Origin of the sequence: Rhizobium sp. IBUN, from assembly GCF_000510625.1 — a bacterium.
In the GTDB taxonomy this organism is placed as follows: domain Bacteria; phylum Pseudomonadota; class Alphaproteobacteria; order Rhizobiales; family Rhizobiaceae; genus Rhizobium; species Rhizobium altiplani.
In genome coordinates, this window is the sequence record NZ_AZNV01000058.1 from 1 (window position 1) to 26,683 (window position 26,683).

The 26,683-nt window shown below is 61.0% G+C and carries 23 protein-coding genes and 1 pseudogene; 6 read left to right on the top strand and 18 right to left on the bottom strand.

Annotated features, from left to right (window positions below; genetic code table 11):
- A pseudogene (locus tag RHIBUN_RS34370) lies at positions 1 to 188 on the bottom strand (IS630 family transposase); the annotation flags it as partial.
- A gap of 128 nt (positions 189 to 316) precedes the next feature.
- Between RHIBUN_RS34370 and RHIBUN_RS0130030 the strand changes: the two are divergent.
- From RHIBUN_RS0130030 to RHIBUN_RS0130055, 6 genes are all read left to right on the top strand, one after another.
- The gene (locus RHIBUN_RS0130030) at positions 317 to 1,417 is read left to right on the top strand and encodes an ABC transporter ATP-binding protein (protein WP_025662454.1); all 1,101 of its coding nucleotides are present in this window, start codon (positions 317 to 319) and stop codon (positions 1,415 to 1,417) included.
- A 23-nt stretch (positions 1,418 to 1,440) separates the two neighbouring features.
- Positions 1,441 to 2,604: a spermidine/putrescine ABC transporter substrate-binding protein gene (locus tag RHIBUN_RS0130035; protein ID WP_025662455.1), complete on the top strand. Its 1,164-nt coding sequence runs from the start codon at positions 1,441 to 1,443 to the stop codon at positions 2,602 to 2,604.
- A gap of 82 nt (positions 2,605 to 2,686) precedes the next feature.
- The gene (locus RHIBUN_RS0130040) at positions 2,687 to 3,553 is read left to right on the top strand and encodes an ABC transporter permease (RefSeq protein WP_025662456.1); all 867 of its coding nucleotides are present in this window, start codon (positions 2,687 to 2,689) and stop codon (positions 3,551 to 3,553) included.
- On the top strand, positions 3,553 to 4,362 hold the full coding sequence (locus tag RHIBUN_RS0130045) for an ABC transporter permease (protein ID WP_025662457.1): 810 nt from the start codon (positions 3,553 to 3,555) through the stop codon (positions 4,360 to 4,362). Before RHIBUN_RS0130040 ends, RHIBUN_RS0130045 begins: the two co-directional genes overlap by 1 nt.
- Before the next feature lie 12 nt (positions 4,363 to 4,374).
- Complete coding sequence (locus RHIBUN_RS0130050) at positions 4,375 to 5,136, top strand: SDR family oxidoreductase (RefSeq protein ID WP_025662458.1); 762 nt, start codon at positions 4,375 to 4,377, stop codon at positions 5,134 to 5,136.
- 104 nt (positions 5,137 to 5,240) lie between these two features.
- Positions 5,241 to 6,416 carry a M20 aminoacylase family protein gene (locus RHIBUN_RS0130055; protein ID WP_025662459.1) on the top strand — a complete coding sequence of 392 codons (1,176 nt, stop codon included), beginning with the start codon at positions 5,241 to 5,243 and terminating at the stop codon, positions 6,414 to 6,416.
- A gap of 62 nt (positions 6,417 to 6,478) precedes the next feature.
- On the opposite strand, the gene RHIBUN_RS0130060 is transcribed toward RHIBUN_RS0130055, so the two are convergent.
- The 17 genes from RHIBUN_RS0130060 to RHIBUN_RS0130140 all read right to left on the bottom strand — a co-directional run bounded on the left by RHIBUN_RS0130060 (position 6,479) and on the right by RHIBUN_RS0130140 (position 26,131).
- Positions 6,479 to 8,269: an adenine deaminase C-terminal domain-containing protein gene (locus RHIBUN_RS0130060; protein WP_025662460.1), complete on the bottom strand. Its 1,791-nt coding sequence runs from the start codon at positions 8,267 to 8,269 to the stop codon at positions 6,479 to 6,481.
- Positions 8,266 to 9,186, bottom strand: coding sequence for a nucleoside hydrolase (locus RHIBUN_RS0130065; RefSeq protein ID WP_025662461.1), 921 nt, complete (start codon positions 9,184 to 9,186; stop codon positions 8,266 to 8,268). Before RHIBUN_RS0130065 ends, RHIBUN_RS0130060 begins: the two co-directional genes overlap by 4 nt.
- 4 nt (positions 9,187 to 9,190) lie before the next feature.
- Positions 9,191 to 10,216, bottom strand: coding sequence for an ABC transporter ATP-binding protein (locus RHIBUN_RS0130070; protein WP_025662462.1), 1,026 nt, complete (start codon positions 10,214 to 10,216; stop codon positions 9,191 to 9,193).
- Positions 10,209 to 10,988, bottom strand: a complete 780-nt coding sequence (locus RHIBUN_RS0130075; RefSeq protein ID WP_025662463.1) for an ABC transporter permease — start codon at positions 10,986 to 10,988, stop codon at positions 10,209 to 10,211. The genes RHIBUN_RS0130070 and RHIBUN_RS0130075 overlap by 8 nt, the downstream gene beginning before the upstream one ends.
- Positions 10,985 to 11,812, bottom strand: coding sequence for an ABC transporter permease (locus RHIBUN_RS0130080; protein WP_025662464.1), 828 nt, complete (start codon positions 11,810 to 11,812; stop codon positions 10,985 to 10,987). Before RHIBUN_RS0130080 ends, RHIBUN_RS0130075 begins: the two co-directional genes overlap by 4 nt.
- A 60-nt stretch (positions 11,813 to 11,872) precedes the next feature.
- A complete protein-coding gene (locus RHIBUN_RS0130085) occupies positions 11,873 to 12,895 on the bottom strand; it encodes an ABC transporter substrate-binding protein (RefSeq protein WP_025662465.1) in 1,023 nt (340 codons plus the stop codon).
- A 19-nt stretch (positions 12,896 to 12,914) separates the two neighbouring features.
- Positions 12,915 to 13,940, bottom strand: coding sequence for a LacI family DNA-binding transcriptional regulator (locus RHIBUN_RS0130090; protein ID WP_025662466.1), 1,026 nt, complete (start codon positions 13,938 to 13,940; stop codon positions 12,915 to 12,917).
- Positions 13,941 to 14,091: 151 nt separating this feature from the next.
- Entirely contained in the window at positions 14,092 to 15,516 is a 1,425-nt protein-coding gene (locus tag RHIBUN_RS0130095) for an efflux transporter outer membrane subunit (protein ID WP_025662467.1), read from the bottom strand.
- A gap of 157 nt (positions 15,517 to 15,673) precedes the next feature.
- Positions 15,674 to 18,778: an efflux RND transporter permease subunit gene (locus RHIBUN_RS0130100; protein ID WP_018117132.1), complete on the bottom strand. Its 3,105-nt coding sequence runs from the start codon at positions 18,776 to 18,778 to the stop codon at positions 15,674 to 15,676.
- A 44-nt stretch (positions 18,779 to 18,822) separates the two neighbouring features.
- Entirely contained in the window at positions 18,823 to 20,043 is a 1,221-nt protein-coding gene (locus RHIBUN_RS0130105) for an efflux RND transporter periplasmic adaptor subunit (RefSeq protein ID WP_025662468.1), read from the bottom strand.
- Positions 20,044 to 20,180: 137 nt separating this feature from the next.
- Positions 20,181 to 20,783 carry a TetR family transcriptional regulator gene (locus RHIBUN_RS0130110; RefSeq protein ID WP_025662469.1) on the bottom strand — a complete coding sequence of 201 codons (603 nt, stop codon included), beginning with the start codon at positions 20,781 to 20,783 and terminating at the stop codon, positions 20,181 to 20,183.
- A gap of 102 nt (positions 20,784 to 20,885) precedes the next feature.
- Positions 20,886 to 21,830: a phosphoribosylaminoimidazolesuccinocarboxamide synthase gene (locus RHIBUN_RS0130115; RefSeq protein WP_025662470.1), complete on the bottom strand. Its 945-nt coding sequence runs from the start codon at positions 21,828 to 21,830 to the stop codon at positions 20,886 to 20,888.
- Positions 21,831 to 21,912: 82 nt separating this feature from the next.
- Entirely contained in the window at positions 21,913 to 23,664 is a 1,752-nt protein-coding gene (locus RHIBUN_RS0130120) for an SLC13 family permease (RefSeq protein ID WP_025662471.1), read from the bottom strand.
- A gap of 98 nt (positions 23,665 to 23,762) precedes the next feature.
- Positions 23,763 to 24,458: a phosphoribosyltransferase gene (locus RHIBUN_RS0130125; protein WP_025662472.1), complete on the bottom strand. Its 696-nt coding sequence runs from the start codon at positions 24,456 to 24,458 to the stop codon at positions 23,763 to 23,765.
- Between the two features lie 4 nt (positions 24,459 to 24,462).
- Positions 24,463 to 25,269: a pseudouridine synthase gene (locus tag RHIBUN_RS0130130; protein WP_025662473.1), complete on the bottom strand. Its 807-nt coding sequence runs from the start codon at positions 25,267 to 25,269 to the stop codon at positions 24,463 to 24,465.
- A gap of 181 nt (positions 25,270 to 25,450) precedes the next feature.
- Positions 25,451 to 25,657, bottom strand: a complete 207-nt coding sequence (locus RHIBUN_RS34375) for a hypothetical protein (RefSeq protein ID WP_037218028.1) — start codon at positions 25,655 to 25,657, stop codon at positions 25,451 to 25,453.
- Between the two features lie 138 nt (positions 25,658 to 25,795).
- Complete coding sequence (locus RHIBUN_RS0130140) at positions 25,796 to 26,131, bottom strand: hypothetical protein (RefSeq protein WP_018113492.1); 336 nt, start codon at positions 26,129 to 26,131, stop codon at positions 25,796 to 25,798.
- Positions 26,132 to 26,683: the final 552 nt, after the last annotated feature.

Below are 26,683 nucleotides of genomic sequence, written 5' to 3' on the forward strand. Positions count from 1 at the left end.
ACCGTCTGATGATGCACGCCAAGTCGTCGTCCCACCGCAAAGAACGACGGGTTCTCGCGGTAGGCCAGCAGCATGGCTGCCCGCGATACCCGGCTCGCCGGCTCGGTTCGAGACCGCGAAAGAGCTGTCAGCGTTTCGATCTCTTGCTCGCTCATCGCCAGCTCAATGACTCGCCGCCTTGGTGCCATGATGAAACTCCTCATTTGAATAATCTCAAACCAGGAATCCACCAGCGCACGTCAGGTTCCATCAAACGCCGCTTTCATGGAATCGGTCGTCTAGACTGCCCAATCCAAACCAACCGCAGGGAACAGACGTGGCATCTGCTTCGACGAACGATATCGAATTCCGTTCGGTCACCAAGAATTATGGCCCGGTGATCGCCGTAACGGACATCAACCTCAATGTGCCGAAGGGTGCATTCCTCGCGTTGCTTGGCCCGTCGGGCTGCGGCAAGACCACTTGCCTGCGCATGATCGGCGGTTTCGAGCAGCCAAGCCAAGGTACTGTGCTGATCGACGGGCGCGAGATGAACGGTGTGCCGGCCTATCGGCGCCCGGTGAACATGGTCTTTCAGCATTATGCGTTGTTTCCGCATTTCGACGTCCGGCAGAACGTTGCTTATGGTCTGAAGCAGATGCGGCCCAAGTTTGCGGCGACCGAAATCGACCGGCGTGTCACTGAGGCGCTTGAAATGGTTCGGCTCGGCGGCTTCGCCAAGCGCCGCATCCACGAAATGTCTGGTGGACAGCAGCAGCGCGTGGCGCTCGCTCGCGCGATCGTCAACCGTCCGTCGGTGCTGCTCCTTGACGAACCGCTGGCTGCGCTCGACAAGAAGCTACGCTCCGCCATGCAGATCGAATTGCAGACATTGCAACGCGAACTCGGTATCACCTTTGTTCTGGTCACCCATGATCAGGAAGAAGCGCTCTCTATGGCGGATATCGTCTGCGTGATGAGCGCGGGGCGGATTCGCCAGCTGGGCTCGCCGCAGGAGGTCTATGACCGCCCGGCCGATTTGTTCGTAGCCGATTTCGTTGGCAAGACCAACCGGGTGAAGGCGACGATGGAGGCGGATGGCGCGACGCTGCGTCTTGCGGACGGTTCCGCAATCGCCGCGGGGATCCGGGCGGGTGTTTCAACGGGCGAGGCAATCGTCGCGATCCGGCCGGAATCGATCCGCCTGACACGCATGCAGGCGCCCGATATCGCAAGCTTCAAAGGCACGGTGACCCACCGCATCTTCCTGGGGTCGTCGGCGGAATATGCCGTCACGGTGCCGGGGCTCGGTGACTTTCTGGTGACCGCCGACCGCCGCAGCATGAACGAAAGCGATCTGGTCGAGCCCGGCGAGGCTGTCTACCTCGGCTTTGATCCCGGCGCGGCCCATGTCTTCTCAGCATCAAGTGCAGCCTAAAATCAAAACAAGGGAACAGCATCATGAGCAAAGACTATAGGGATAACCTTCCCATTTCAGCCAACGGCTTCATGGACGAGTTCATGCGGCTCAAGCGTGGCTCTGTCAGCCGCCGCCACTTCCTCGGCATCACCGGCCTCGGTCTTGCGACCGCAGTGATGTCGCGCTTCCCAGGTGCCTTGTCGACGCCAGCCTATGCCGGCGAAGACCTCGGCACGCAGATGTCGATCGCGACCTGGCCGAACTACCATGATCCGGCGACATTCGAGAACTTCAAGGCGGCAACCGGCGTGGCCGTCGAAGTCAACGTGTTCGGTTCGAACGAGGAAATGCTGGCGAAGCTGCAGGCGGGCGCTTCTGGCTGGTCGCTTTTCGTGCCGACCAACTACACGATTTCCACCTACCACAAGCTCGGCCTGATTGACGAACTCGACCTCTCGAAGATTGCCAATTTCAGCCAGTCGACGGAGAGCCCGCGTTTCACCAAGGAAGGCCAGATCGACGGCAAGACCTACGCTCTACCGAAGAACTGGGGCACGACCGGATTCTCGGTCAACACCTCCAAGATCAAGGCGAAGCCCACGAGCTGGAAGGATTTCTTCGAGCTCACGCAGACAGAAGCTGATGGCCGCGCCATGGTGCATGACTACCAGCTGACGACGATCGGCAGCGCGCTTGTGTCGCTGGGCTATGGTTTCAACTCGATCAAGCCGGAGGAGCTTGCGAAGGCCGAGGAGCTGCTGATCAAGGTGAAACCGCATCTCTTCGCCATCAACTCCGACTATCAGCCGGCCATGCGCGCCACGGACGCCTGGATGACGATGTGCTGGACGAACGACGGTGCGCAGCTTAATCGCGACATGCCTGAGCTTGCCTACATCCTCGGAACGGACGGTGGTGAAATCTGGACCGACTACTATGCGATCCCGAAGGACGCTCCGAACAAGGCGGCAGGCTATGCTCTTCTCAACTACCTGATGGATCCCGCGAACGCGGTGAAGGAGCATATCGCCAACGGCGCGCCGACCACCGATAGCCGCGTCATTTCGTTGCTGCCGAAGGAGATCACCTCAAACAAGATCGTCTATCCGGATGAAGCATCGCTGACGCCTCTGGAGTTCGGCGCCGCTGTAACCCTGACGGATCCGGGTCGCGCCGAGTTGATGGCGCGGTTCAAGTCGGCGTGACCAGCCTGCCGTCATGCAATGCCTCTTCCCGGTTTCGGGAGGGGGCAAGCCTCCTCGTGGCCACCAACAGCGAACCTCCAGAATGGCTCTGTCACCGGACACCAGAAAACGCCTGATCACCGCGGCCCTCGTTGCGCCGGCGAGCGCGTGGCTATTCGTGTTTTTGGTCCTGCCGTTCATTGCCATCGTTGTGTTCTCCTTCGGCGAGCGGGCGCCGGAAGGCGGTTACCAAGCGGCATTTACGTTTGCCCAATTTGCCAATCTCGGATCCCGTGCGGCCGCCTTCAAGAACACGCTGGTGCTTGCGCCGATTGGGTCCTTCGTCTGCCTGTTGGTGGCCTATCCGGTCGCCTACTACCTGGCGGTGAAGGTAAGCCCGCAGCATCGGTTGTTGCTGGTGTCACTCGTCGTAGTGCCTTTCTGGACCAGTCTTCTCGTTCGCACCTATGCGTGGATGTATATCCTCGGCGCGCGGGGCATCCCGCATCTCCTGGAATTTGTCGGCATCGAGAATGTACGGCTTCTGAACACGCCGGGGGCTGTCCTTCTCGGCATCGTCTATGGCTACCTGCCGCTGATGATCATGCCGATCTATGTCAGCCTGGAAAAGCTGGACCGCCGGTTGCTGGAAGCTTCAGCGGACCTCGGAGCAAGACCGCTGTCGACTTTCTTCGGCATAACGCTGCCGCTGTCGTTGCCGGGCGTGATGACCGGCGTGGCGCTGGTCACCATCCTGTTGCTCGGTGAGTACCTGATCCCGCAGCTGCTGGGCGGCGGCAAGGTGTTCTTTATCGGGAACGCGCTGGTCGACCTCTTCCTGCAGTCGCGCAACTGGCCGTTCGGCTCCGCGATCGCCGTCACCCTCGTTGTCGTCGTCGTCATCGTGCTTCTCGTCGCCATGCGCATCGCCTGGCGCGTTGCGGGTGCCCGCCAGGTGGATCTTGTCTGATGCGTGGGCTTGTTACGGCAGTCTATCTGTTTCTCTACACACCGATCGCGCTGGTGGTGTTGTTCTCGTTCAATGCGGGCCGCAACGCTTCCGATTTCACGGGCTTTTCCACGCAATGGTACGGTAAGGCGCTCTCCAACACCTTCCTCATGGAGGCTCTGCAAAACAGCCTCATCATAGCCCTGACCAGCGCTGCACTAGCGGCGATCTTCGGCACCATGGCCGCGCTCGGCATGGAGCGGCTTGGCGCCAAGACACGGGCCGTGTTCGATGGCCTGTTTGCCGCAGCTATCGTCGTTCCGGGGGTTGTGATCGGCATCGCGACGCTGGTTGCCCTGGTTGAAGTCTTCGGTTTCATCAATCCGGCACTGGCAGCGATTTGGCCCGGCAATCAACCGCCAAAGCTGACGCTCGGCTACGGTTCGATCATCGCCGCACATGGGCTTTTTACCATGGCCCTGGTGACGATGATCGTAAAGGCGCGCATCGCCAGCCTCGGGCGCGATATCGTCGAAGCGTCGAGTGATCTCTACGCGACGCCGCTGACGACCTTTCGCCAGATCGTGCTGCCGCAGATCCTGCCGTCGATCCTGGCCGGTTTCCTGCTCTTCACCTTCTCCTTCGATGACTTCATCATCGCGTTCTTCGTCGCCGGGTCGAACACGACGCTGCCGATCTACGTCTTTGCCTCGATCCGTCGCGGCGTGACGCCCGAGATCAACGCAATCGCCACGATGGTGCTCATCGCATCGCTTGCCCTCATTCTCATCGCGCGTTTCCTTATGCGCGAAAGGACAACAACAACCTAATTGGGAAACACCATGATCCTCAAGAACCGTGTTGCAATCGTCACCGGTGCCGGGTCCGGCATCGGTCAGGCCGGCGCGCTCGTCATGGCGAAACAGGGCGCCCATGTCGTCGTCGCCGACATCGACTTCATGAATGCCGAGGAGACCGTCAGCCGGATCCGTAGGTTTGGCGGCAGCGCCGAAAGCATGGTGCTTGATGTCACCGACGACAAGGCGCTGGAAGCAGGCATTGCCGCGATTGCCGAACATCATGGCCGCATCGACATCCTTCACAACCATGCCGGCGCGCAGGTCGCCGGCGATCTGGAGCAGGTCGCGATCGACGGTTTTGACAAGTCCTGGAGCTTGAATGTCCGCGCACATTTCATGGCCGCGCGCTTCGTCGTGCCTGTCATGAAGAAGACGGGCAAAGGCGTCATTCTCAACACCTCATCCTCATCGGGCGTGCTCTACGATCGCGAGATGATCGCCTATACGACGACCAAGCACGCCGTCATCGCCATGACGCGGCAGATGGCGGGCGACTATGCCAGGTTCGGCATCCGCGTGAATGCGCTTTGCCCCGGCTGGGTGGACACGCCCTTCAACGAGCCCTTCATTGCCCAGATGGGCGGGCGTGAGGCGATCGAAGCCTATATCGCTGAGAAGGTGCCGCTTGGACGATGGGCCGACGTGTCGGAGATCGCCGAGCCGATCCTCTTCCTCGTGTCGGACCGCTCCTCTTACATGACTGGGCAGATCCTCGTGGTCGACGGCGGGGAGACCGTCGTTTGAGCCGGTTGAGAAGGTTGAATTCCTAGGGCAATTGTTAAATAACGGATGGACTGTGACGGGCGCTGTTCTGGCGCCCGCTTGTATTTACAGGACATCCAAGGCCCATGCCCATTCCTGCCCGGATCGAGACCGATCTGCCCTTCCTGACCGGACTGCGTCGCGACCTGCATGCCCATCCAGAGCTTGGCTTCGAGGAGGAGCGCACGAGCGACATCGTCGCGCAGTTGCTCGAAGACGCAGGCATCAAGGTGCATCGCGGCCTCGGCGGCACCGGCGTTGTCGGTACGCTGCAGGTCGGCAATGGCACGCGGACAATCGGGTTGCGGGCGGATATGGATGCGCTTGCGATGCCGGAGATGGCGGATCGTCCGTATAAGTCAAAATTTACTGGCAAGATGCATGCGTGCGGACATGACGGGCATACAACAATGCTGCTCGGCGCGGCACGATATCTGGCGGCAACGCGTGACTTCTCCGGAACCGTGCATTTCATCTTCCAGCCGGCCGAGGAGGGGAGGGGCGGCGCGCGCAGGATGGTCGAGGAGGGTCTGTTCGAACTGTTCCCCTGCGATGCCGTCTACGGGCTTCACAATATGCCGGGCCTTGCCGTCGATGAGATCGCTGTAGTCGAAGGCCCTCAATTGGCATCGTCAGACAGTTGGCGCGTGACCTTCCGGGGCACCGGGACGCACGGCGCCAAGCCGCATCTCGGCAAGGATCCGATCACGGCTGCCGGCACCTTCCTGACCTCATTACAGACGATTGTCGGGCGCGTCGTCGATCCGCTGCAGCCGGCCGTCGTTAGCACCTGCTCGCTGCAGGCCGGCGACCCCAAGGCGTTGAACGTCATACCCGATATCGTCGAGATCGGCGGCACCGCCCGGGCCTATTCGCCTGAAGTTCGCGATCAACTCGAGGAAGAGATCGGCCGGCTTGCGAATGGCACGGCGGCGATGTTCGGCATTGCGGTAGACTACCAGTTCGAACGACGCATTCCGCCCGTGGTCAACGACAGCGACGCGACCGCGCGTGCGCTCGGCGCCGCTAAGGCGGTCTTCGAGGGGAAGGTGCGCACGAGTTTCCCGCCCTCGACGGCAGGCGATGATTTCGCGTTCTTCGGCCAGAATGCGCCGGGATGTTACGTCTGGCTCGGGAATGGTCCTGCCGTCGATGGCGCCCTGCATCACAACACCGCGTATGACTTCAATGATCATGCGATTTGCTACGGCGCGGCCTTTTGGACAACGCTGGTCGAGCGCGAGCTGAAGGCCGCACTTTAATCGGTGGTTCGCGGACCTCGATGACTTAGCCGACCGCAGCTGGGGCACAAGCCCAGCTGCTGCTACTCCTCGTGCTCGAGGGTCTCGATCACTGGGTTTTCGAGCACTTGGCCTGTCAGGACGTCGGCGATCCCCCGATCGGTCTGATGCGGGCCGACGTTGCAGGCAAGCGTTGCGCCGAAGCAGGCCTTGAAGACGAGATAGGGCGGCTTCCAGTCGACGATCTTTTCCATCGCCTTTCGGATCGCCCGGAAGGACGCGGCCGTTTCTTCCAATGGCGCGTCGGTGACCAGGCCGGACACCGGCAAGGGTAGAAGCGCTTCAATCTGGCCATCTCTGGCGACAGCCATGCCGCCGCCCGCTGATATCACCGCGTTGGCGGCGACCGCCATGTCGCGTGCATTGCCGCCGAAGACAGTGAGGTTGTGGCTGTCGTGGGACACCGTCGTGCAGAAGGCTCCGCGCCATTCTCCCCAACCTGTCAGGAAGCCGACGCGCGGCCGACCGTCGACCTTGCCGTGCCGATGCGCGACCGCGATCATGGTGCTCCCGACCGGCGGCACGATGAAGCCGCCGTCGACGCCGGTTTCCGCCTCGCCCCATTGCGTGAAACGGGGGCGGTCAATCGTGGCGACACGAACGCGCTGGCCGGTGGCGGGAACCCTGAAGTCATCTTCCTCCAAGGCGGTCAGCTTGATCGAATTTTGTAGCGCGACGGTATCGAACGAGCGCAACTGGGCGTTCATTTCGCCCGATGTCGAGACGATTGCGCCATTGGCGATGACGGCTTTCGTGGCGAAACCAACGAGGTCTTCGAAGAGCACGATATCGGCGCGTCGGCCGGCGGCAATCAAGCCAAGATCCGAACGATTCAATCGCTGCGCTGCATTGAAGGTGGCGGCCCGCAGCGCCCATTCCGGTTTCATGCCATAGCGGACGAGCCGTCGGATGACATCGTCAAGACCTCCGCCGTCCTTCAGTTCGTCGGGGAAGACGTCGTCCGTGCAGAGCGTGACCGTCGATGGCAGATGGCCGATTCCGTTGAGCGCGGTTACGAACTCCTGCAGCAGATGGTCATGCGAGCCGCGAAGCTCGATGGTCAGCCCGGCGGCCAGCTTTTGCAGCAGGTCCGCGCTCGAGGTCAATTCGTGATCGGAGCTGACACCGGCAGCCATGAAGGCGTTCAGATCAGCGGATTCAAGTCCGCGCGCATGGCCGCAAATGAGTTTTTCCGAAGCGAGGCCGGCATTCACAATATCAGTCATGCGGGGATCGCCGTCGATCACGCCGCGCATATTCATGACCTCGGCTACACCGCCGATGCCAGGCCATCGAAGCATTTCGGCGATGACCGATGCGTCGAAATCGGCGCCGGCGACTTCAAGCCTCGGAGCGGAAGGAACGCAGGAAGGCGCGAGAACAATGGTACGGAGCGGCAGGCACCGGGACGCTTCGATTGCCCAGCGCACGCCGTCCAGGCCATGCACGTTGCCAAATTCGTGCGGATCCCAGACGACAGTCGTTACGCCGCGCGGAACGACGGCTACCGCATAGGCAGCGGGCGTCACCATCGAACTTTCGATATGCATGTGCGTATCGATGAGGCCTGGCGAAACGATGCTGCCTGTTGCGTCGACGGTCTTGGCAGCGTCGGTGCGGCTGCCCGGTGCGTGGACGCTTGCGATGAGCGGTCCAACGACGCCGATGTCGGCGTCGCGGGTCAGGCCGGTGACGACATCGAGCAGGCGTCCGCCCGAGATCAGCAGGTCGAAAGGCGCATCACCGCGCGCGGCGGCGACGGCACGGGCGCGAAGTGCGGGATCGTTGAGATCCTTCCGTTCGGTGGCGCTCATCGGCCGGCCTCATCGATCAGTGCGCCGAGGATCAAGGCGCGGGCCTTTTCAGTGTCGATATCGACGGCGTATTCGGCGTTGAAGGTTGCATGCGTCGCCCGGGTCTCCACCACGGTGCGGCCACGCGTATGTTGACCCTGCAATTCGGCGTCGATGCGCGCCGGGCGGAAAGTAACGATGTCGGGTGCGACGAAGGCGACTGCGGCTGATGGGTCGTAGATCGCCATTCCCGGTCTGCCGCGGCTGGTTCCGATGCCGATGTAGCCGTCGAGCATATCGGCGATAAGGGGCGCGTTGGCGCCACCGGCGTCTCGCACCGGGCCGACGTCGTCAGGAGTCGCGATAACCTTGCGGCAAAGATCGAGATCGACCATGCGCAGCGGCAGATTATGGGCGAGAACGATGGCGAGGGCTTCCGGGTCGGCCAGCGCGTTGAACTCGGCCGATGCCGTGTGATTTCCTGCAGTGACGCCGCCTCCCATCCAGGTGAGTTCGGTGATAAGGGCTGCGAGGTCCGGGCGTGCCAGTGCGAGGGCGGCGAGATTGGTCAACGGGCCGAGAGCCAGGATCCGGTGCGGGCCATTGGTCTCTAGCCAGCGGCAGAGCGCAGCGAATGCATCGCCGTCCGGCAAGGCCGGCGCGGCGGGCAGACCTTGGCCCGATGTCGGAATACCTGTTTCGCCGAGGATCGCCTGGGCGGTTTCGAGCGAGCCGAGAACTGGCATGGCACGGCCGGTGTGGATCGGGAAAGTCCAGCCGAAGGCCTTGGCAGCACCTGATGCGTTGACGCGCACCTGCGGCAGCGGCGTGTTGCCGAAGACAAGCGAGACGCCTGCGATGTCGAGCTTCGCGTGTGTCACCACGAGGATCGCGGCGATATCGTCAAAGCCCATGTCGCTGTCGATCCAGACGCCCATGATGTTACCTGTAGCGTGAGAGCGCCGCTGCTGCGGCAAGCGGCAGGTCGAATGGAAGTGTCGAGCTGATCGCATGCGTCGGCAGTTCGGCATCGACCTCGGCCTTGATGGGGCCAAGCGGCGTGTCAAGCAGATATTCGCGGGTGTTGCCGGCAAACGAGGTGCCGCGCACGGTGCCCTGGTAAGGACCTGAACCAAGGTTCACCATGCGCGGACGCCAGGCCAGGCCCTTTGCGGCCTGCGGCGCTGGACCGGAAAGCTCGACCGATGTGGTGGATGTCGCGAGCTTGCCGTTTTCCAGCGCAAAGACGTTTTCGAAGCCGACGAAATCGGCGACGAAGGCCGAGACGGGCTTATTGTAGATTTCCTCCGGTGCACCGACCTGCTCGATGCCGCCGTTCAGCATCACCACGATCCGGTCGGCGAGAGCGAGCGCCTCGATCTGATCGTGGGTGACGAAGATCATCGTGACGCCGGTTTCCTTCTGGACGCGCTGCAGCTCGGCGCGCATTTCGAGGCGCAGGCGGGCGTCGAGATTGGAAAGGGGCTCATCGAGCAAGAGAACTTTCGGCTCCATGACCATGGAACGGGCAAGGGCCACACGCTGCTGCTGGCCGCCGGAGAGTTCGGCGGGTTTGCGATCTGCAAACTTGGCAAGGCCGACTGATTTGATGCCGGCGCTGACCTTGCCATCGAGCTCCTTGCCGCCGATGCCCTTCAGGCGCAAGCCGAAGGCGACGTTCTCGTAGACCGTCAGATGCGGGAAGAGGGCGTAGGACTGGAAGACGAGCCCGACATTGCGCTTGTTGGCGGAAACGCGGGTGATGTCCGACCCGTCGAGGGTGATGCGGCCGGAACTCGGGTTCAGCAGGCCGGCGATGGAGCGCATCGTCGTGGTCTTGCCGCAGCCGGAGGGGCCGAGGAGGGCGACGAGTTCACCTTTCCTGATCGTAAGATCCAGATCCTTTACCGCGACCGTATCGCCGTAGGCAAGCGTCAGCTTGTCGAGTTTGAGATAGGCGTCAGACATAACGAGAGAATCCCAGGAAGCGTTCGGCAAGGAAGACGATGCCGATGGAAAGGAAGGCAAGCAGCGAGGAGAGAGCCGCGATCGACGGATCGTACGTGGTCTCCATGTAGCCCAGCATGTCGATCGGCAGGGTGCGGACGCCCGGACCGGAGAGGAAGAGCGAGACCGGAACCTGATTGAAGCTCGTCACGAAGCCAAGGACGAAGGCCGCCAGGATGCCGCCGCGGATATTTGGCATGACGACGCGGAAGAAGGCGCCAACGCGTGAGGAACCGAGCAGGACGGCAGCTTCTTCCATATCCGAGCGCAGGTTGTTGAGGCTGGCTGACACGACGCGCACGGCGTAGGGCAGCACGAGCGCCGTGTGCGCCATGAACAGGGCCAGCGTGATGTTGAAGCCGAAGGGCACCACGAGATAGCGCAGCAGGGCCAGACCGACGATGATTCCGGGTACGATGATTGGCAGCGAGACGATGGTGCGCACCGTTTCGCCGAAGGGCAACTTGTAGCGCGACAGCGCGTAGGCGGCGGGAATGCCGAGCACGAGCGCTGTCAGCGTGCCGAAGACGGCAAGGAACATCGACATGGCGAAGCTCTCGCGGAAGCTGTCGATGGTGAAGACCTTGGCGACCCATTTCAGGGAAAGTCCCTGCGGCGGGAAGGCGAGTGTGTCGCCAGCCGAGAGCGATGCGGCGATGATGATCAGGAACGGGCCGATCAGGAAGATCAGCAAAAGGCCGAGAACCAGCGGAGAGAGAATACGGGCCGTCATCGCTTGTTCCTCGCCGTGGCAAGGCGCTTGAGCAGGATGTTGGCGGCAAAGCTCATGACGATCAGCATGAAGGCGATGACGCTTGCCGAGACGAAGTTGTTGGCCACCGACACCTGCTGATAGAGCAGCGTTTCCAGCATCAGCACCTTCGAGCCGCCAAGCACGGCAGGCGTAATGTAGGCGGTAAGCGATCCGGTGAAGACGAGCGTGCCGCCGACGACGAGGCCTTCGCGGGTGAGCGGCAGGATCACCTTCCAGAACACCTGGAACCAGTTGGCACCGAGCACGCGGGCGGCGGAAATGGCGTCCGTCGGCATGTTCTCGAGGGCGCTGATCAGCGACAGGATCATCAGCGGCAAGAAGAGCTGCAGCAGACCGATGAAGACCGCGGTTTCGGTGAAAAGCAGGCGCAGCGGGCCGTCGCTGAGGCCGAGGCCCTGGATGGCCTGGTTGACGATGCCGGTGCGGCCGAGGATGACGATCCAGGCATAGGTGCGGGCAACCGGCGAGATCATCAGCGGCAAGGTGACGAGGCCGATCACCCGGCCCTTGCCCTTCGGCGGCAGGTTGACGATTGCGAAGGCGGCGGCATAGCCGATGACAGCCGAAACCGCTGTCACCTCAAGCCCTAAGCGGAAGGTCCGCAAAAAGACAGTACGGTTCAGCGACTCGGAAAAGAAGCCGGTATAGGCGCTGAGCGTCCAGCTGCCGTCGATGCGGAAGCCTTCGGAGAGGAGGACGACAACGGGCAGCAGGAAGACCAGCGCGGCAAAGACTGCTGCGGGCAGGGCAAGCGCCAGGGCTTCTGCGCGGTTTTGAAACATGAAGCGACTTTCGACGGATGGAAGGGCTGGCTCCCGCAAGCCTGGGAGCCAGCTTGGAAATTACTGACCGACCTTCTCGTTCCATTCCTTCAGCCAGGCCGCGCGGTTGTCGAGCGCGGCTGCTGACGGGATGAGCTTCAGGCTCTTGGCGGTTTCTTCGCCGTAGGTCAGGTTGTTGGCGGCTTCTTCGGAGAGCTTGACCTCCTTGTTCGCCGGGCTGTCGACGAGCTTTTCAGCAAGCTTCGTCTGGATTTCGGTGGAGAGCCAGAAGTCCATGAACTGCAGGGCGAGATCACGGTTCTTCGAGCCCTTGGTGACGACCATCACGTTCATGCCGCCAGTCTGGCCTTCCTTGGGCGTTGCCCATGCGACGGGAACGTCGAGCTTGGTGAAGCCTGCCCAGGAAAAACGGCCGATCGGGGCGGCCCAGATTTCCTCCTGCTGCATCAGCTGCACGAGCTGCGAGGACTTCTCATAGAAAGTGACGATCTCGTCCTTCTTCTCGCCGAGCGCCTCGATCGGCGCCTTCAGGTCCGGGTGGTCGCTGCCGAGCGCCTGGCCGAGCATGAAGAGCGCCGGAGGGCCCTGGTTGGTGGTGACGTTCGGGAAGGCGACATGGCCAACATATTCAGGCTTCAGCAAGTCTGCCCAGGACTCGATCTTCATCTTGTCCGAGCGGTAGGCGATCGACGTGGCGTAGAAGGTATAGCCGACGCTCATGCCGTCGCCATTCGGATCCTTGGCGAGGTCGTAGAGCTTCCCGAAATTGGAGAGCTTCGAAGTATCAATCTTGTCGATCAGGTGCTTGCGCGAGGCTGAAAGAGCATCGGCCATGGAGACGACAGCCATGTCGATGACGGGGCTCGCCTTGTTGGCCTCCATCTTGGCAAGTCGCTCGACGCTGTTGCCGGTCTCGACCACGAGCTTGCAGCCGCACTTCGCCTCGAAGGGGTCGTAGACGATGGTCTTGAAGTCATCCTGAGCGAAGGCATAGACGGAAATCGTCAGCGTCTTCTCCTCTGCCTTTGCGGCGAGGGGCGACAGCGCCAATAGCGCGGCCGAAGCGATGAGGGCATTCTTCATGTCAGCTGTTCTCCGCCTGTCAGGATATTCGTGTTGGGTCCGCCGGCCCGGAGGACTGGCGAACGATCAGTTGCATTGGAACTCGGTCGGCCTCGGACGTGACAAGTACGCCCTCGCGGCTGCCTCGCGTCTGTATGGTCTGCAGTAGCGATGAAATCGCGATCTCCGCGATCGTGTGCATGTCCATCGCCACCGTCGTCAGGGATGGCGTGATGACCGGCGACCAGATGAGATCGTCGAAACCGGTAACGCTCGCCATGCTGGGCACATCGATGCCGTCACGCTGCAACTCTGTGAGGGCTCGCAGCGCCTGCAGGTCTGACAGTGCGGCGAACGCCGTGTAGCCCTCACGCACTTTCTCAGCGAGGCCGAGGCTGCATCCGCTGCCGTTTTGCCGTTCCAGCGTCTCGATCCAGAGGGTTGCCGAACTCATCCCGGGACGGAGACCTGAACGGATTCCTCCCACGCGATCGTTCTGGACGTTTGAGCCGGGATTGTTGCCGATGATAAGGACACGCCGGTGCCCAAGCTCGGCTAGATGATTGGCGATCGCCCAGCCGCCTTGCATGTGATCGGCGGCAACGGTGTTGCCCGGCGTGGACGCTGTATCAATGACCGCGACGGGACAGGCCGCGGCGGAAATTCGAGTGGCCCGGCGCGGTATGATCACCATGCCCTCGACGCCACGCTCGATCAGTCGGTTGATTGCCTCGGTCTGCGTTGCAACGTCGCCTCGGGAGTCGGCGATCAGCACGCCGTAGCCCGCCGCGCTGGCCGCGAATTCGATGGCCTGCGCAAGCTTGGGGAAAAGCGGGTTGGCGATATCAGGTAGAACTAGGCCAAGGACGCCGCTGCGGCCGGTACGCAATGCACGCCCTGCCTGGCTAGGGACATAGCCGAGTTCGGCCGCATGTTCCTTGATTTTCTCAGCCAGATGTTCGGAAACACGTCCCTTGCCCGAGAGCGCATTGGAGACTGTCGCGACGGAGACGCCAAGCGACGTTGCAATCCTGCTCAGATTCGGTCCAGGTCGCGTGGGAGGCATGCTTTCCGACGTGTGTAGATTAATCGTTTAATCATTTCGTACATCACGCCATTGGCCTTGTCGATTCCAAAATTGCCGCCGCGGTCAGTATTGATGCGGTGACAGTAATAAAAAAGCCCCGCTGTTGGCGGGGCTTGATGTCTCATGTGGCTCAGCTTGCCTTTGGTGGCGCGGTGGTCCGCGGTGCGCCCGGATTGTAGCCGCCGCCGATGGCGACGTTGAGGGCGACATAGTCCTTGGCCATCTGCTGGATGGCTGCAGCAAGACTTGCCTGGGCCAGCGACACCTGGCGCTGCGCATCGAGCACATCGAGCAGCGAAGATGCACCGTCCTTATAGCTGGCGGTCGACAGTTCCAGGGTTTCCTGCGTCGTCTTCACCTGGGCGCGCAGCGCTTCCACCGTCTGGGCGTCGCGGCGCACCGCCGAGAGCGCGTTCTCGACCTCTTCGACCGCGCTCAGCACCGTCGATTTCCAGGCGAGATACTGCGTCTTGGCATCGGACTTGGCGATGTCGACATTGGCGCGCAGGCGGCCGCCGTCGAAGATCGGCAGCGTCAGGGTCGGGCCGAAGGACCAGCTGGTCAGGCTGCCGCCCGAGACGCCGGCCACCTTGACATAGCTCGGCGAGATCGAACCCGACAGGGTGATCGTCGGGTAGAGCTGCGAGATGGCAACGCCGATATTGGCGGTAGCGGCGGCGAGATTCCGCTCGGCGACGCGAATGTCGGGCCGGTTGCGGATCAGGTCGGCCGGGACGCCGGAGGCAATGCCGCCGCGGAAGATCGGCTGTGGTGCGCCCTTCAGGAGCTCACCGAGCAGTGAGCCGGCCGGCTGGCCGAGCAGCGTGGCGATGTGGTGGGCGGCGACGCGGATGTTGGTTTCCAGACCGGGGATTTCGGCCTGCGTCGACTGCACCAGTCCTTCGGCCTGGACGACGTCGAGGCGTGAGGCGGCGCCGGCTTCGAGCTGGAACTTGGTCAGCTCGTAGGTTTCCTGGCGCGACTTCAGGTTGGCGCGCGACAGTGCCAGGCGCTCCTGGAAGAAGCGCAGGTCGATGTAGGAGTTCACCAGATCCTGCAGGAGGGTGAGCTTGGCGACGTCGGCGCTGGAATAGGCGGCATCAAGGCTTGCCTGTGCGCTTTCCTTGGAGCGGCGATACTGGCCGAAGAGATCGAGTAGCCAGGAGACGTTGGCTTCGCCGGCGCTGATGTTGGTGGCGCCGCCTGAGACGCTCCGCTCACCCATCGTGCCGCTCGTGGTGTGGCTGGCACCGACCAGCAGGCTCGGCAACGAACCGGCGCCGGCCACGGTGACGCCGCCAGCTGCGGCGTTGATGCGTTCTAGGGCCTGCTGTACCGAGAGGTTCTGGTTTAGTCCCTCGCCGACCAGACCGTTCAGCCTGGTGTCACGATAAGCCGTCCACCACGCTGCCGTCGAGACGTCGCCTATGTTCTTGGCGCCGCCCTCGCTGAACTTCGCCGGAAGCGGCATCTCCGGAGGAACATGGTCCGGGCCGCTGACACAGCCCGCGAGCAAAAGCAGAAGCGCCGGAGAGGCAAAGCGAAAAGATGCCATTAAAAATCTTCCTGTAACTCGACCAAATCTATTCTTGTCAGAAGCCTTCATGCTTCGCTATCGGCCGCGCTTCGCTCAAACGAGAAACACCATCCCGAAGCAGTCGGCGGCAATGTATCAACGAGTCTCCTCTTCTCACAGTGCATTTATATCACACTCACGCTTCATTTTTTTGCGTCCGCGAGAAGATCCGGCGGATGACAACGAAGAATGAGGGGACAAAGAAGATGCCGAGAGCCGTTGCTGCGAGCATGCCGCCGAGCACTCCGATGCCGATCGCGTTTTGCGCTGCAGAACCGGCGCCGGTTGCGATTGCAAGCGGTACGACGCCTAGAATGAAGGCAAGCGATGTCATGATGATGGGGCGTAGGCGCAGGCGCGCTGCCTCGAGTGTCGCCTCTAGCAGTCCCATTCCCGTTTCCATTCTGTCCTTCGCAAACTCCACGATCAGGATCGCGTTCTTCGCGGCAAGACCTATGGTCGTAAGCAGGCCGACCTTGAAGTAGACGTCGTTCGCCTGGCCGAAGAACGTTGCGGCAGTGAGGGCCCCGAGGACGCCGACCGGTACGGCCATGATGACGGAGAACGGGATCGACCAGCTTTCGTAAAGCGCTGCCAGGCAGAGGAAGACGACGAGGACGGAGATCGCGTAGAGCATCGGTGCTTGCGAACCCGACAAACGTTCCTGGTAGGAGATACCTTGCCAGGCGACGGTGTAACCGCCGCCCAGCTGCGCGGTCAAAGCTTCCATTTCGTTCATCGCGTCACCCGAGCTTACGCCCGGTGGGGACGCGCCGTCGAGCGGGATGGCGCTTACTGCGTTGAAGCGGGCGAGCGTCGGGGCGCCCTTGACCCATTCTGTGCGGGTGAAGGCGGAGAAGGGCACCATCTCCCCGCTCGAGTTGCGGGCATACCAATGATCGAGATCGTCAGGCTGCATGCGGAATGGCGCATCACCCTGCACGTAGACGGGCTTGATCTCGCCGTTCAGCGTGAAGTCGTTCACGTCGCGGCCGGTAAAAATCACCGAGAGCATCGAATTGACCGCGGAAATATCGACGCCCATCGCGCCGATCTTCTCCTGGTCAATGATGATCTTCATCTGCGGCTCGACTTCCTTGTTGTTGCTGCGGAGGGCAACGACCTTGCCGCTGGTGTTGGCCATCTGGATCAGCCGCTTCGAGGCAGCATCCAGCGCATCGGTGCCATGGCCGCCGGTATCGACGAGATACATCGAGAAGCCGCTCGAGACACCGAGACCCTGGATCGCCGGCGGCAGCAGCGCGAAGACCTGCGCCTCGCGGAAGGTGAAGAAGGTCTTGAGCGCCCGCGTCACGACAGCCTGGGCATGCAGGTTCGGATCCGTGCGTTCCGAGAAATCCTTGAGCTTGGTGAAAACGATGGCGCTGTTCTGGCCAGAGCCATTGAAGCCGAAACCAAGCGCGCCGAAGACGGACTGGACGGCTTCCTTCTCGTTCTCGCGGTAGTATTTCTCGACTTTCTCGACGACAGCTTGCGTCTGCTGCGTCGTCGAACCCGGAGGGGTGGTGACGATTGTCAGCAGAACGCCCTGGTCTTCCTGAGGAAGGAACGAGCTTGGCAGGCGATTGAAGAGATAGGCGCAACCGACGCCGATAAGAAGGAAGACGAGCATGACGCGGATTGGCCGCTTCAGCAGGTACCCGATGGTTCTCACATATCCATTGGTCGAACGCGTGAAGTTGCGGTTGAACCAGTCACCGATGCGGTGCTTTTTGTGCTCGCTCACAGGCTTCAGCATCGTCGCGCAAAGCGCTGGCGTCAGCACGATCGCGACGAGTGCAGAAAGCAGCATCGCCGAGACGATCGTCACGGAGAACTGGCGATAGATGATGCCGGTCGAACCGCCGAAGAAGGCCATTGGAATAAAGACGGCGGTGAGGACGAGCGCGATACCAACGATCGCGCCGGTGATTTCGCCCATCGACTTCTCGGTCGCTTCGAGCGGCGACAGCTTCTCTTCCGTCATGATGCGTTCGACGTTCTCGACGACGACGATCGCGTCGTCGACGAGGAGGCCGATCGCCAGCACCATGGCAAACATTGTCAGCGTGTTGATCGAATATCCCGCCATGGCGAGAATGCCAAAGGTCCCGAGCAGAACCACCGGCACGGCGATCGTCGGAATAAGCGTTGCCCGAAGATTCTGCAGGAAGATCAGCAGCACGATGAACACGAGAACGATGGCTTCAATCAGCGTGTGCACGACCTTCTCGATCGACAGCTCGACGAACGGTGTTGTGTCGTACGGATAGGTGATTTCCACGCCTTCCGGCAGGCCGCGGCTGATGGTGTCGAGGGCAGAGCGTACGCGGGCGGCAGTATCGATGGCGTTGGCGCCGATGGCGAGGTTGACGGCAAAACCGCTCGATGGCTGACCGTTGTAGCGGGAGGAGCCGCCATAGCTCTCCTGGCCGATCTCGATGCGTGCCACGTCGCTGAGGCGCACGGTGGAACCGTCCTTTTCGACCTTCAGAATGATGTGCTCGAAGTCGGAAACGGTAGTGAGCTGGCTCTGCGCCGTAATGGTCACGTTGAGCTGCTGGCCTTCAACTGATGGCTGGGCGCCAAGCGATCCAACGGAAACCTGGGTGTTCTGTGCTTCGATTGCGGAGGTCACGTCGCCTGTCGTCAATTGGTACTTCAGCAGCTTGTACGGATCGAGCCAGACGCGCATGGCGTAGCCGGAGCCGAAGATATTGATGCTGCCGACGCCTTCCAACCGCTGGATCTGATCTTCGATGGACGTCGACATGATGTTGCCGAGGTCGACGGAACTGCGCTTGCCGTCGGTCGAAACGAGCGAGCCGACGAGCAGGATGCTCGACGTCGAGCGGGTGACGCTGATGCCGGCGTCAATGACATCGCCCGGCAGCTTGGACTGCACGAGCTGGAGCTTGTTCTGGACCTGAACCTGCGCGATGTCGGGGTCGGCACTGGTGCCGAACGTCAGCGAGATGCTGGCAGAGCCGGTCGACGAGGTCGAGGTCATGTAAGTCAGGTCGTCGAGGCCGGTCATGCCGTCTTCGATGATGGTCGTCACCGATTTCTCGACCGTTTCGGCACTCGCTCCGCGATAGGTCGCGTTGATCCGCACCGTCGTCGGCGCGATATCGGGGTATTGCGAAATCGAGAGCGTAAAGATCGCGAGCAGGCCCGCGAGCATGATCGTAATCGCGATGACCCAAGCAAAGATCGGGCGTCGGATGAAAAACTTGGCCATTGGCTTACTGTTCCTGTGCGGCTCTGATCACGGTTCGTCGCGAATTACTTCGCGGCGGGCTTCTGCGCTTCACCGGATGCGGCCTGATCAGCGGGCACGACGATGCCCTTGTCATTGATTTTCATCGGCATTGGCTTGACGGGCATGCCTGCCGTAATCGACTGCAGGCCACTGACGATCAGCTGGTCGCCGTCCTTGATACCCTCGGTCACAAGCCAGGCGTTGTTCGAAGGAGATGCGTTTTCGAAGATGCGGGTTTCGACCTTGCCGTCGGCTGAGACGAACTGCGCGGTCAGCTCACCATTTGCATTTCGGCTGGTGGCAAGCTGCGGCAGCGCATAGCCTTGCTCCGCGCCGAGTTCCAGCGTCGCGCGGACATACATGCCGGGCAAGATGATGTGATCTGGATTCGGGAAGCGCACGCGGATGATAAACGTCCCGGTCGTCTCGCTGACCACGGACTTCGACATGTCGAGCGTGCCCTTCTGGTCATATTCCTTGCCGTTTTCGAGGATGAGGCGGAAGGCGGCATTGCCGGCGTTGCCCTTGACCTCGCCGCTGCGGATCGCGTCGCGAAGCCGCAGCAGGTTGGTGCTCGACTCCGTCAATAGAATGTAGACCGGGTCCAACTGGCGCACGGTGGTGAGCGCCGCCGTCTGGTTGGCCGCGACGACGTTGCCGACGTTGTATGCCGTCTGGTCGATAACGCCGTCAAACGGCGCAGTGATCTTCGTGTGGTCGACATCGATTTCGGCGGCAGTCAGCGCTGCCTTCGCGGATTCGACCTCGGCCTGCGCCTGCAGAAGGTTGGTGCGTGCGGTCTCAAGCTCGATCTGCGTCGCGCCCGAGCCGACTAGGCGCTGGTAACGATCGAAATTACTTTGCGCGCTGGGAACGCTGGCTTCGGCCTTGGCAATGGCGGCGCGCGCTTGTGCAGCGGTTGCCAGGTAAGGTGCGTCTTCGATCTGATAGAGGACGTCGCCCTTCTTGACTTCGCCACCTTCCTTGAAGGGGATCTCGCGGATGATGCCGCTCACCTGCGGGCGAATGTCGGCGATCTGCGAAGCCTCGGCCCGGCCAGGCAGGATCGTGGTGACGGGGAAGGTGGCCTTCGTCAGGGATATCACGCCAACCGGCGCGGCTTGCTGGGCGGCGGCTGCACCCGCGGCCCCGGCCGCGCCCTGCTTGTTGCCGCTGTCGCTGCATGCGGCGAGGACGCCGCCGATCGCGAGGGCGGAGGAAACGAGGAAAATGCGCCGTATCATAATGAATTCCTTGTGCGGTGGCGTCCGAACCAGTGACCTTCTTCAACAAGCAAGGCCGACCGTCGATCCAGAATCAAATGCCACTGATCCGAATTTAAGAAAGACTTTACGAAGTGACGTAAGTTATGAATCGTCACTTAGCAAGCGCTATTTTGCAGTGCGGCATCCACGAAAATGACGATCTGCTTTGCGCGCTGGACAAGTGTGTCCTTATCATCACGGGCGATCAGAACGGGATGCAGGACACTCGCCAGGACATCGGCAACGGTGTTGGCGGCATCTGCGGCGCTACTGCAGTGATAGCGACCTTCGGCGACACCTGCTCGTATGATTTCATCCAGTTTCCGGACGATGCGCTCCCTATATCGATTGCCGGCCTCGAGCTTGGCCTGCACCGTCATCAGGACCATTTCAAAGATGTAGGGGTTCTGCTGGATATCCTGTAGGTGACTGTCCAGCAGGCGCAAGACAAAGCGAAGCAACTGCTCATTTGGCGGTAGCGCATCGTCAAAGGTCGCGAAGCGGTCAGCTACATCGCCCAGATGGCGTTCAGCGATCGCATCGACGAGGGCGGCTTTCGAGCGGAAGTGCTTGAAGACGTTGGCAGGCGACATTCCAAGCGCGGCAGCAATGTCGGCGATCGAAACGGCGACGAAACCGCGTTGGCGGAACAACAATTCCGCCATGGACAGAATGTCTTCACGAGTCTCTTCGGCCTTACGTCTTGGCCTGCGTGCCATCCATTCCCCTGCCGGCACGAGGCCGGCCCCCAGTTTTCCAGATGCTAGCGCTAAGGACGGAAAGCCTGCAAGCTAATGTTGCAGGCTTTCTATCGCGCGACTTTAAGAGAAGTAGACGGACAGATTCTTGCGGACGCGCTCGACCGGCGTCGCGCAGCTGTCGTCGGGAACGAAGCGTTGCGCCGTGATGCTCTCGTAGGCCTTGATGTAGACCTTGGAGGTCTGCTGGATCAGTTCGACGGGAATCTCCGGTATTTCGTCCTTGTAAGGATCACAACGCTCGGCGACCCAGGCGCGAACGAAGTCCTTGTCGAAGCTTGTCGGGCGCGCGCCTGCCTCGAAACTTGACTGGTAGCTGTCGGCAAGCCAGTAGCGGCTGCTGTCGGGTGTGTGGATTTCGTCCGCGAGAATGATGTTGCCGTTCTCGTCCGTGCCGAACTCATATTTGGTGTCGACAAGGATGAGCCCGCGCTTGGCCGCAAGTTCCTGGCCGCGGGCAAAGAGAGCCAGCGCGTAACGCGAGAGCGTTTCCCATTGTTCCTTGGTCAAGAGTCCGCGCTCGACGATCTCGGCAGGCGTCAACGGTTCGTCGTGGCCGCCATCGAATTCCTTGCTGGTCGGCGTGATGACTGGGGTCGGGAGTTTCTGGTTGTCGCGCATGCCGTCCGGCAGTCGCATGCCGTACATCTCGCGCTCGCCCTTCTTATAAAGAGTGAGGATCGAGGTCCCCGTGGTGCCGGCGAGATAACCGCGAATGACGATTTCCACCGGCAGGATATCGAGACGCTTGCCGATGACAACGTTCGGATCGGGATAGTCGAGAACGTGGTTGGGGCAGATGTCCTTCGTCGCCTCGAACCAGTAGCGGGCCGTCTGCGTGAGGACCTGGCCCTTGTAAGGGATGCAGGTGAGGATGCGATCGAAAGCACTCAATCGGTCTGTGCTGATGATGATGCGGCGCCCATCCGGCAGGTCATAGTTCTCGCGAACCTTGCCACGGTAGTAATTGGGGAGCTCTGGGAAATGGGCTTCGGAGAGAATTCGCACGGGCTCGACCATCCTTCTGCGTTGATCGGGAACTTTTCCCCTGCTCTAGTTCCATTGCCGGGGATGTCAAGCAAACCGGCTCTTAAAGCCAGAAGAGATAGATAAGAAGTAGGGTAAGACTATAGCTCAGCACGGTCAGAGGCGCGCCGGCCTTCAGAAAGTCACTGAAGCGGTAGCTTCCGATCCCCATGGCAAGCGTATTGTTGTGGTGGCCGAAGGGTGTCAGAAAATCCAGCGAGGCGCCCGCGGCGACGGCGATCAGATAGGCCGATGGAGAATGATGGCCGGCTGCTGCGAAGGCAACGGCGATGGGGCTCATGACGATTGCGACAGTCGCGTTGTTAACAAAAGGCGTCAGGAGCATCGACAGAAAGAGAACAAGCGCCACCCCCACGGCGGGTTCGGCCAGCGACACCATGGAACCCAGCGCCGCCGCGATGAGTTGGGCGGTGCCAGTTGTCGCGACGGCGGAACCGATCGGGATCATTGCGCCGAGCATGATGATGATCGGCCAGTTGAGATCAGCCATCGCCTGGCGAATGTTGAGGTAATTTAGGAGTGCTAGGACAAGCACGACGCCTGCAAAAGCAATATCAGGCGTCACGAGTTCGAAGGCCGTCGCGGCAACGCCTGCGGCGAAAATGGCAAAAGGCTGCCAGGACGATGCGGACATTCGGGACGGCGGCTGCGACGCCAGCGGGAGGCATTCGCACTCCTCCAGCGCTTCGGCGATCGCCCTTTGCTCGCCCTCCAAGACCAGAATGTCGCCGATCGACAGTTGCAGATCGGCGAAGCGCCCCTCGATCCGTGGCGAGCGCATGGAGAGTGCCGATATCGTAACATCGCGGCTGCTGAACACCTCGAGAGAATGTAGCCGCGAGCCGACCAACGTGCTTTCCGGCATTACGACGGCCTCGACGTAATCGAGATCGGCAGAATCTGCGCTCGGGTGGCGCTCCGGAAGCAGGGTTCCGGACGAGTAAAGCCTATCAAAGACCGTCTCGTCTGCTTCGGCCAATAGCAGGTCGCCCGCCTCGACAACCAATTTGTCGGGCGTGCCGAAAACAAACTTGCCGTCACGCACGAGCGTATGCGGCTGTAGCGAGAAGCGATCCGGCAGGTCCGAAAGCCGAGCACCGATCAGCGAGGAGCCCGGTGGGATATGTCGTTCGGTGATCCTGCGTCGCGGTGGTGAAACCGGCTCAGCGGAGAGGGCCTCTCCATCCTTTTTCGGAAATAGCCGTGGTGCAAGCCATGCGGTTATGATGATGCCGACAACGGCGACCGGTAGCCCGACATAGGCAAAGTCGAAAAGTCGAAAGCCGTTGCCGTTTGCTTTTGCCCAAGCGTTGCTGACGAGCATGTTCGCCGGCGTACCGATCAGCGAGACGATGCCGCCGAGGAGCGCGGCAAAGGAGATCGGCATAATCAGCTGTCGTTTGGGAATCGAGAGCAGGGCACTCACGCGCAGCGTCGCCGGCAAGGCGATCGAAAAGGCGCCGATGTCGTTCATGAAGATGGAGATGAAGCCGGTCGCGCCCGACAATGTCGCGATGACGGCGATATCCGAAAATTTGGCTCGCACGAAAAAATCCGCGAGCTGATCAAAAAGCTGCGCCCGTGCAAGGACCTGTACGATGAGCAGGATCTCGACGACCGTGATGACTACCGGGCTTGCAAAACCGGAGAAGATCTGTTCGGCGGAATAGAGGCGGAGGGCATAGCCGGCGAGCAGCCCGGCAATCGCGACCACTTCGATATGAAAGCGCTCCAACGAAAACAGGATGAGCATCGCAAGCAGGAGGATTAGCAAGGATGCTTGCTCGAACGTCATGGTTTGCCCCGAACCTCAATCCATCACGAGACTGTAGCGGTTCGGCTCGCGCTGTATAGAGCGAAATATTGCAATCCGCGCTCCACGCGACCGTGCATTCAGACTGCGGGCCGGCGCCAGGTGCCGGTCTCGGTCATCTCCAACATCGGGGTAGAAAAGACGCCGACTGTTTTTTCCCGCCATTGCGGTCCGACGGCATCGAGCGTTTCGCACCAGCGGCGGGACTGCAGCATGGCGACACCGATAGCAACAGGCTCAATGCCGCAGCCGGCAAGAAGCTGCAGCCCGGAAACGATCGAAGTGCCACTGGAAATGACGTCGTCGATCAGCGCAACACGCCGGTCCTCCAGCAGTGGCAGCATGCGTGGATCTATATAAAGACGTTTCTGTTGGGTGGGGGTGGTAATCGAGGAGAGCGCCACGGACAGGTCGTCGCGGTACCAGAACTTTCGGGACGTACCGAGCGGCACATATCGTGTATGCCCCAGCTTCTGCGCCACGGCGGCTGCGAGCGTCAGGCCAAGGGTCGGTAGGCCGGCAACAACCTCGACCTCGAAAGGCTCCAGCTTCTCGGCAAGCGATCCAGCCAGGACATCGAGAACCTGGAAGCTTGCCTGATTGATGATCAGGGAGGCCAGCGCATGCTGCCCGTCTGCCAACACGCGTACAGGCAGGCGAAGCTGCCGCCCATCATCCAGTTCGGCGATATAGGACGTCGAGACATCGCCGTCGCTTCTAAAGGTGCCTGGGCTGTGGATCTCCTGCCAAAACTCGTGCGCCGCCAATTCCGTCATGCACTCAATTCCGTCTTGCCGTTTCCACGCCGGAACTCTGGCGCAAGTCTCTTAGTTCCGCATCCGTCAAGGCACGCACAGCACCCTTTGGCAGCTCGCCGAGCGCCAGGCCACCGATCGCAACGCGCACGAGGCGGAGGCATTCGACATCCAGGGCTTCCAGCATGCGGCGGATCTGGCGGTTGCGGCCCTCATCGAGTTCGACCTCGATCCAGGCATTCCTGTCGCCGCTCCTCAACAGCGTCGCCGACGTCGCCTTCAGAATTTCGCCATCATGGCGGACCCCATAAGTCATCTGGGCCAGCATCTCCACGTCCATGATCCGGTTGACCTGGACATGGTAGGTCTTGGTGACATGGGTGAGCGGATCGAGCAGCGCCTGCGCGAAGACGGTATCGTTGGTAAAAAGCAGCAAGCCTTCGCTCGCCTTGTCCAACCTGCCGACCGGCGAGAGGTGCGGAGCCTCGAAATCCTTGAGGCAGTCGTAGACGGTCGGCCGGCCCTCGGGATCATCGCGCGTCGTGACCAGCCCGCGCGGCTTGTTAAGCATCAGGTAGATCTTTGCCTCGGCGACCACTTCGGTACCGTCGACGCGGATCTTCGCGAATGCCAGGTCTACCCATGCGGAAATATCGGTGACTTTGCGGCCATCGACCGACACGCGACCTTCCAGGATTAGCCGTTCGGCCTGCGTGCGCGAACAGTGCCCGAGCTTGGAGAGCGCACGCGGCAAAGTTACCCGCTTGCCGGATGTCTCCCCGTTCGGTCTGGCGCGTTCGCGCGATTTCTGAGGTGAGCGCCGCTGCCTCACACTGTTTCTTCCCGTCATTGCCGTTGATCAGGTTCTGACATGAACAGGGTCACGATGCCAGCAAGCCATCGACAAAACGCGGGGATAATAACGGGTTCAAAGCGCTGCGTGACGAAAGCGAAAAAAGCGAGATGGCGCTTTGCGCGCCATCCAATTCGTCTTGGGGAGAGGGCAGAAAGCCTCAGTGGCTGGCCATGTAACCGGCGAGTTCCTGACGGCTGATAACGACACCTGCTGCTGCCTTGGCGGGGTCCGGATGGGTGTAGGACAGGGAAGGCAACTCGGGCAGTTCGAGAGCTTGACGCGTGTTCATGATGCCGACAGCCCTGCGGCCGTTGACGCCATCAACGCTGACTTCGACTATAAAATGGGCTCCCTTGCACTCCACGAATAGTCCTCCCTCTTATTCTAGCGGCCCTAGTAACGGCAAAACTTGGTTTTTCTAAGACCAAAGTATTACGAGCCGCATTAAACTTCGGATCACTGCGGCTCGCGATGAATGCGGGGCGTTTCCGCTGTCACTATATCAGCGCCACCAATGACGTGGTGGCTCTTGACTGCCGGCCAAGAGATAGCCGGCTAGAAAGCCGATCGCACCGGCGAGCGCCAACGCGGTCGTCGTCGCAGCAGGATGCTCGCGGGCGGCGCCTGCGGCAGCCACACCTTCTGCCCGGATCTGCGCTACCGCGCTCTTCGCGCGGGGAAGGGCGTCCTCATAAGCCTTGCCTGCCCGGTCACGCACCTCATAGTAAGCCTCTGCGCCCTGCGCCGAGATCATTTTCTGCAGGCGGGACACTTCTTGCTGGAGCGCTGCGATATCCTTGCTGACGGATGCTCTGATGTCATCGGTAGTGGCAGCCATGTCTTTCTCCTTTTCCTTTACACGAACGAGAACACGAAAGAGCTGCGATAGGTTCCGCGAGATTTGATCCGTAAGGGGGCAGATGATCCAGTTTCGCGGAGTTTCAACCCTCCAGCGCCGCTTTTGCGCGAGCGGGAAGGAACAGAACTTCGCTGATAGGGCGCTACACGACCATCTGATCGAGGAATTTGGAGCCCCGCTGGAGGGCCGTTCAAGATCCCAAACGCGGTCTCTAGAAAATCCCCCTTGAGAATCAATCTGTTACAAAAATGTCAAAAAACTTTGTCTGGCGCTGTTGACTTAGAAAAGGGGTAGGATCTATAAGCCCCCTCACTGAACGAGGGCGGCGGCGCTGCTGGCGATGAAGTCCTTCGCTCTCAAGTTTCTTTTAAGATTGGCTTAGCTGCTGATTGGTTCCTTGGACTTTTTGGTTTGAGGCGAGGAAATTCGACCGGGGTATCTGGTCTGTTATTTGACAATTGAAGATGAGAAGAAAGAGAAACGTGGGCGGCGGAGCTTGCGGGACCGGAAGAGATTTCGGTTCTTTGAAAG

Bases quoted from the DNA above. Each gene is read 5' to 3' on its own strand.
- RHIBUN_RS0130090 (WP_025662466.1), bottom strand. From the start codon at position 13,940: ATGCCTCCCACGCGACCTGGACCGAATCTGAGCAGGATTGCAACGTCG.
- RHIBUN_RS0130120 (WP_025662471.1), bottom strand. From the start codon at position 23,664: ATGACGTTCGAGCAAGCATCCTTGCTAATCCTCCTGCTTGCGATGCTC.
- RHIBUN_RS0130065 (WP_025662461.1), bottom strand. From the start codon at position 9,186: ATGGGCGTCTGGATCGACAGCGACATGGGCTTTGACGATATCGCCGCG.
- RHIBUN_RS0130110 (WP_025662469.1), bottom strand. From the start codon at position 20,783: ATGGCACGCAGGCCAAGACGTAAGGCCGAAGAGACTCGTGAAGACATT.
- RHIBUN_RS0130055 (WP_025662459.1), top strand. From the start codon at position 5,241: ATGCCCATTCCTGCCCGGATCGAGACCGATCTGCCCTTCCTGACCGGA.
- RHIBUN_RS0130075 (WP_025662463.1), bottom strand. From the start codon at position 10,988: ATGACGGCCCGTATTCTCTCTCCGCTGGTTCTCGGCCTTTTGCTGATC.
- RHIBUN_RS0130070 (WP_025662462.1), bottom strand. From the start codon at position 10,216: ATGTCTGACGCCTATCTCAAACTCGACAAGCTGACGCTTGCCTACGGC.
- RHIBUN_RS0130095 (WP_025662467.1), bottom strand. From the start codon at position 15,516: ATGGCATCTTTTCGCTTTGCCTCTCCGGCGCTTCTGCTTTTGCTCGCG.
- RHIBUN_RS0130040 (WP_025662456.1), top strand. From the start codon at position 2,687: ATGGCTCTGTCACCGGACACCAGAAAACGCCTGATCACCGCGGCCCTC.
- RHIBUN_RS0130100 (WP_018117132.1), bottom strand. From the start codon at position 18,778: ATGGCCAAGTTTTTCATCCGACGCCCGATCTTTGCTTGGGTCATCGCG.
- RHIBUN_RS0130085 (WP_025662465.1), bottom strand. From the start codon at position 12,895: ATGAAGAATGCCCTCATCGCTTCGGCCGCGCTATTGGCGCTGTCGCCC.
- RHIBUN_RS0130045 (WP_025662457.1), top strand. From the start codon at position 3,553: ATGCGTGGGCTTGTTACGGCAGTCTATCTGTTTCTCTACACACCGATC.
- RHIBUN_RS0130050 (WP_025662458.1), top strand. From the start codon at position 4,375: ATGATCCTCAAGAACCGTGTTGCAATCGTCACCGGTGCCGGGTCCGGC.
- RHIBUN_RS0130140 (WP_018113492.1), bottom strand. From the start codon at position 26,131: ATGGCTGCCACTACCGATGACATCAGAGCATCCGTCAGCAAGGATATC.
- RHIBUN_RS0130125 (WP_025662472.1), bottom strand. From the start codon at position 24,458: ATGACGGAATTGGCGGCGCACGAGTTTTGGCAGGAGATCCACAGCCCA.
- RHIBUN_RS0130080 (WP_025662464.1), bottom strand. From the start codon at position 11,812: ATGTTTCAAAACCGCGCAGAAGCCCTGGCGCTTGCCCTGCCCGCAGCA.
- RHIBUN_RS0130035 (WP_025662455.1), top strand. From the start codon at position 1,441: ATGAGCAAAGACTATAGGGATAACCTTCCCATTTCAGCCAACGGCTTC.
- RHIBUN_RS0130060 (WP_025662460.1), bottom strand. From the start codon at position 8,269: ATGAGCGCCACCGAACGGAAGGATCTCAACGATCCCGCACTTCGCGCC.
- RHIBUN_RS0130105 (WP_025662468.1), bottom strand. From the start codon at position 20,043: ATGATACGGCGCATTTTCCTCGTTTCCTCCGCCCTCGCGATCGGCGGC.